General features: G+C 71.7%; 6 protein-coding genes. 2 read left to right on the forward strand and 4 right to left on the reverse strand.

What is annotated here, in order from left to right:
• Nucleotides 1-288: 288 nt before the first annotated feature.
• Together J0670_RS29775 and J0670_RS29780 are read right to left on the reverse strand one after the other, a co-directional pair.
• Nucleotides 289-1446 (reverse strand): hypothetical protein, encoded by a 1158-nt coding sequence (locus J0670_RS29775; RefSeq protein ID WP_207814804.1) that lies wholly within the window; start codon nucleotides 1444-1446, stop codon nucleotides 289-291.
• A complete protein-coding gene (locus J0670_RS29780) occupies nucleotides 1434-2111 on the reverse strand; it encodes a DsbA family oxidoreductase (RefSeq protein WP_207814805.1) in 678 nt (225 codons plus the stop codon). The genes J0670_RS29775 and J0670_RS29780 overlap by 13 nt, the downstream gene beginning before the upstream one ends.
• A gap of 114 nt (nucleotides 2112-2225) precedes the next feature.
• On the opposite strand from J0670_RS29780, the gene J0670_RS29785 reads away from it, so the two are divergent.
• On the forward strand, nucleotides 2226-2807 hold the full coding sequence (locus J0670_RS29785) for a TetR/AcrR family transcriptional regulator (protein WP_207814806.1): 582 nt from the start codon (nucleotides 2226-2228) through the stop codon (nucleotides 2805-2807).
• Between the two features lie 132 nt (nucleotides 2808-2939).
• On the forward strand, nucleotides 2940-3722 hold the full coding sequence (locus tag J0670_RS29790; protein ID WP_207814807.1) for a class I SAM-dependent methyltransferase: 783 nt from the start codon (nucleotides 2940-2942) through the stop codon (nucleotides 3720-3722).
• A gap of 41 nt (nucleotides 3723-3763) precedes the next feature.
• On the opposite strand, the gene J0670_RS29795 is transcribed toward J0670_RS29790, so the two are convergent.
• Nucleotides 3764-4225 carry a hypothetical protein gene (locus tag J0670_RS29795; RefSeq protein WP_207814808.1) on the reverse strand — a complete coding sequence of 154 codons (462 nt, stop codon included), beginning with the start codon at nucleotides 4223-4225 and terminating at the stop codon, nucleotides 3764-3766.
• Nucleotides 4226-4323: 98 nt separating this feature from the next.
• The coding region (locus J0670_RS29800; RefSeq protein WP_207814809.1) for a zinc ribbon domain-containing protein at nucleotides 4324-5024 on the reverse strand (701 nt) is incomplete at its 5' end.

Here is a 5024-nt window from a genome sequence, read left to right on the forward strand (position 1 = left end):
CTCGCCGGCGCCTTCCGGGGTTTCGCGCCCCGTCCGACGTTTCAAACTCTAGCCGGTCCCCACTCCGAAAAGCGAATCCCGCCGCAATCCGATAAAACGCCCACACCGAATACACACCGAGCCGCATGCGAAAGCGACCCAGCACGAACCGGGGAGTGGTGTTTCAGGGGATTGGCCGCCCCGGGACCGTCCACGCAAACACGTGTTCGGTGCTCCCAGCCGAGCGACTGGGAGACTCTACGCCTACTTCCCCGCCCAAGCCAAATGCCCCGACGGGGGCGCTCACTTTCACCCTGCGGCTGTCTCTAGGTCGCTGAGGCCCAGCCTGTGCCCGAGGCTGACCCCTTGGCTGTGGATGGCGGTTCCCGCTGCGAGGCGGAGGTCTTCCCATGCCTGTAGAGCGGCGTCGGCGGACGGCGCTTGCCGCAGGGCGTGGAAGAGGGTGATGGCGTCGGCGGCGGCCTTCTCCGTGCTGGCGGCGGTGTGGGGCCGGACCACGAATGCGGCGTCCCCGGTCAGGAGCATCCGGCCGCTGCGCATCCTGGTGACGCGTCCGTCGAGGATCGCTTGAAGGAAGGGGTCCCCGGTGTGCTCCACCAGTTGGCGCAGGGGCTCCGGCAGCGTCGAGCGTGCGCGGGCCAGGAGGCCGGCGTGGACCTCGGGTGCGAGAAGTCCCGGCGGAAGCGACAGCCCGTGGGCGCTGCCGTTGCGGTCGGTGGTGATGCGCTTGAGTTCGGGTGCGTCGGCGGGTACGTACCAGACCCAGTTCATCCGGCAGTGGCCCGTGATGGTCGTGCCGAAGTCGCCCGGGATGAAGTAGCACAGGAACTGGGTGCGGTCCCCGTCGTAGAAGCTGAACCGGTCGCCGAGGCTCGTGGCCAGCTCCTGCGGGAGGTCGGCTTCGTCGATGACACCGCGGTAGGCGACGTAGCCGGCGTAGCGCGGCGCACCGTCCGGTGCGACGAGCGCGCGGAACCGGGACGCGGATCCGTCCGCGATGATCGCCAGGTCGACCGGCTGCGCGGCCCCGTCGACGTGGATGGTGGCCCCTGCGGGGGTGGGGGTGAGAGCGGTCACCGGCTGTCCGTCGTGGTAGCGCTCGGCTGGCAGCGTGTCCCGCAGGGCCTTGTAGATCGTTCCCCAGGAGATCATCCGCTGCCGCATGGGCGTGACGCGGCTGTTCCCGTCCTTGGTGAAGAACTGCCGGTGGGTGACGGGAACGCTGACGCGCTCCGGGTCCACGCCGGTGAACTCGTTGAGGAACCAGGCGACGCCCGGTTGCAGCACGATCCCGGCGCCGCGGTCGTCGGGGCGGCCCGTGGCACGTTCCCAGACGTCGACGTCCAGGCCGAGCTCGGTGAGCGCGACCGCGTGGAACAGACCTGCGAGGGACCCGCCGACGACGCCGACCGTCGCGATGTCGGGCAGCGCGGTCACAGCGAGCACATCCCTTCTTCGCACCCGGGCCCGGCCTGGGACCGGGTGGCCTGTTGCTCCAGGACTTCGACGAGCTGCTCGGCCTCGACCGCGCCGTTGATCGCGCGCTCGCCCAGGATGAACAGTGGCACGCCTCGCAGACCCAGTTGCTCGGCGAGCGCCTCGTCCTCGCGCACGGCCGTCTCCAGCGCCTGGTCGCCCAGGCGCTCTGCCACACCGGCGGCGAGGCCGACCTCCTCGCCGAGCCGGGCCAGCACCGCCGGGTCGCCGATGTCCTGTCCCTCTGCGAAGTAGGCGACGAACACCCGGTCCGCCATCACGGCGCCCAGCTCCGCCTCTCGCTCCGCCAGGGCGACCAGTCGGTGTCCGCCCCGGGTGTTCGGTGTCCTGCTGATCGCCTCGTAGTCGAAGGCGATGCCGTCGCCGCGGCCGGCCAGGACGGTGCCGTGATCGAGTTGCCGAGACCGCTCCCAGCTGCCGAACTTCGCGCTTCGGTAGGTGCGCCTGTCGATCCCGGCCAGCGGCATGGCCGGGTTCAGCTCGAATGCGCGGTAGTGGATCCGGAACCGGGCGCCGGTGCGTTCTTCGACGATGCCGACCGCCTGCTTCAGTCGGCGTCCGCCGATGTGGCACCAGGGGCAGATCAGGTCACTGAACACGTCGATGGTCAACATGTGCCCTCCTCATCGAACCGTCGAAATCGAACTGTCGAATCATCGAACCGACTAGTCTGTTCGACTCCAACAGCTGTCGAGCTGAACCCATTCCCACGACCGCCAGAGGTACCGATGACCAGTCCTGAAGCGACACGCGCCAAGATCGTCGAGGCCGCTGCCGACCTGTTCGCCCGCTGCGGAGTGCGCGCGGTGGGTATCAACGAGATCTGGCGCGCGGCAGGAGTCGCCAAGTCGACGCTCTACCAGCACTTCCGGTCGAAGGACGAGATGGTGGCGGCGGTCCTGCGCCAGCGCAACGACCAGTGGTGTGCGCGGCTGCGCGCACTCGCCGAGAGCCGCGAGGCGCCGACCGACCGGGTCCTCGCCGTCTTCGATCTGCTCGACAATGAGTTCGCCGATCCCGCCTACCGAGGCGGTGACCTGGTGAATGTCGCCGCCGAATACCCGGACCCCGACCACCCCGTACGGATGGCCATCCGTGACCACAAGCGGGAGATCTTGCGCTACCTTGCCGGCCTCGCCGCCGCTGCGGGCGCGGACGCCCCCGACAAGGCCGCCGCCCTGGTGCTCATGCTCGCCGATGGGGCCGTCTGCGCCCGGGTCGGTCTCGGCGACGTCGGCGTCGCGCGCACCGCACGCGAGGCCGCGGCGCGACTGCTGCCGGCCGGCCCGGCGGGCATCTCCGCCCCATAACGATGGATCAGACGCCGGACGGGCCGCCGACACGGGACAACCGCGCTAGCCGGGGTCGAGCCGTCCGGGCGGGCGGTGTGGAACCGGTGAAAGTGGTGGCCGGCCAGCGACGGGTGTCAGTAGCGTGGCCGCATGGATGATCGGGATCAGCGGGCGGTTCACGCCTCGTCGTTCGGCGCTGCGGCGGTCGCGTACGCCGAGCACCGTCCGGACTACGCGCGGGAGGCGGTGCGCTGGGCGCTCGAAGCGGCGCCCGGGCCGAGGGTGCTGGATCTGGGGGCCGGGACAGGGAAGCTGACCGCCACGCTGGTCGCGCTGGGGTTCGAGGTGACCGCGGTCGAGCCCGACCCGGCGATGCTGGCCGAGCTGCGTCGCTCGCTGCCGGCCGCCCGGGCGCTCTCGGGCAGTGCCGAGGCGATCCCCCTGCCGGACGGCTCGGTCGACGCCGTACTGTCGGGCAACGCCATGCACTGGTTCGACATGGCCGTCGCGGGGCCCGAGATCGCCAGGGTCCTCTCCCCCGGCGGGGTCCTGGCCGGCCTCTGGAACCTCATGGACGACGAGGTCGAGTGGGTCGACGGGCTCGCGCGGGTCAGCGGGAGCGCGGCCGTCGGCCCTCGGGACACGCCGGCCAGCTGGCGTGTCGAGACGGCGGGGCTGCACCTTCCGAAGGACGGCTCGCCCGCCCGGTTCGGCGCTCCGGAGCAGGCCGAGTTCCCGCACGGGCAGCGCCGCACCGCCGACTCCCTCGTGGCGACCCTCGCGACGCGCGCGGGGGTGCTGGTGATGCCGGAGGCGGAGCGGGAGGCCACCCTGGGCCGGATCCGCGGGTTCCTCGCGGGCAGGCCGGAGACCGCCGACGGCGAGTTCACCCTGCCGCTGCTGACCGGCGTGCTGCGCACCCGGCGGCTGTGAGGCGGCACCCGCACACCCTGGCCGTACCGGTTTGACGGTGGTCAGGCCGTCCGCGCCTCGTAGACCACGACCGTGAAGCTCACCGCGCCGCCCGCCTCCGCCCGGAGCGAGTCGGCGTCACCGTCCACGTGCTCCAGCAGGTGACGCGCCATCCGGCGGGCGAGGTCGGCCGAACCGGGCGTCCACAGCGGCCTGCGCGCCTGCTCGTCGTAGCGGGGCAGGGACGGGGCCCCGCCACCCCGCAGTTCGCCGAAGGACTTCACGTCGGCCGACACCACGACCCGGACCCGCACCGGCTTCCCCCAGCCGGAGGGGACGTCGACGATGGTGAGCCGGACGTTGCCGGTGCCGTCGTCCATGCCCCAGGGCAGCGTCCACTCCAGCGGGCCTCCGATCCCTTCGGGAGCGATCCGGCGCTTCCGGAGGTCCTCGATCAGCGGCGGAACCGCGGCCAGCAGCACCCGCAGGTGATTCAGGACGTCGTCGAACCACACCTCGCTCACAACGGCTCCCCTCTCGCCGGTCCGGTCCCCATCGAAGCGGTTGCGTCCCAGGACGGCAAGGGCACGGCGCGCGCGGTGTTCAGGCGCGTGACCGGTGCTCAGGTGCGTTTGAAGAACTCCACCTCGGCCAGGGCGATGGCGCGACCGGGGCCGGTGCCGGCGGCCTCGCGGATGGTCAGCTTCACCTGGACGACGTCGCTGATCCCGGTCGCCACGGTCTGCGGGCCCGGCTGGTCGTTGAGCGTGACCTGTTGCTGGTGTCGCTCGCCGTCCTTGGCGGTGACCTCCAGGGACAGGACCAGGGGGCGTGCCTGCTCCCGGAACTTCTGCGGGTCCGCGGAGCCGCCGGTGTGGACGATCAGGTCGACCAGCCGGAACGGGCTGCGGAAGGTGAAGGTGATGGAGTCCCCGATCGCGGGTGCTCCCCAGTAGGTGTTGGTGAGGCCGTCGTCCGCCAAGGCCGCGGGGTGGCCCTCGACCGCGGCGGTCGCGGAGGCCCCGGTGGGGGTGATCGGCGCGGTGCTGCGGAGCTTGTCCAGCACGTCCTGGTAGACGTTCCGTCCGGCCGGGAACAGCAGGATGCCCGCGATCACGACCGCGATCAGCGCGAGCACCGCGATGGTGCGGCGCAGCGCGTTGCCCGAGCCGCCGATCCGTACCCGGCGCCGGAACGGCCAGCGGGTGCGCCACCACGGCAGCTTCGGCGGGGCCGCGGTGACGGTCAGCGGGGCCGCGCAGCGGCGGCAGAACTTCCGGTCCGGCAGGTTGGGCGTGCCGCACCGGGGGCAGGGCGGGCCGT

It is taken from the genome of Streptomyces sp. FH025 (genome assembly GCF_017427025.1).
GTDB lineage: Bacteria > Actinomycetota > Actinomycetes > Streptomycetales > Streptomycetaceae > Kitasatospora.

What these genes read in the sequence shown, in the direction of transcription:
- J0670_RS29790 (WP_207814807.1), top strand. Translation starts at nt 2,940, where the DNA reads ATGGATGATCGGGATCAGCGGGCGGTTCACGCCTCGTCGTTCGGCGCT.
- J0670_RS29780 (WP_207814805.1), bottom strand. Translation starts at nt 2,111, where the DNA reads ATGTTGACCATCGACGTGTTCAGTGACCTGATCTGCCCCTGGTGCCAC.
- J0670_RS29785 (WP_207814806.1), top strand. Translation starts at nt 2,226, where the DNA reads ATGACCAGTCCTGAAGCGACACGCGCCAAGATCGTCGAGGCCGCTGCC.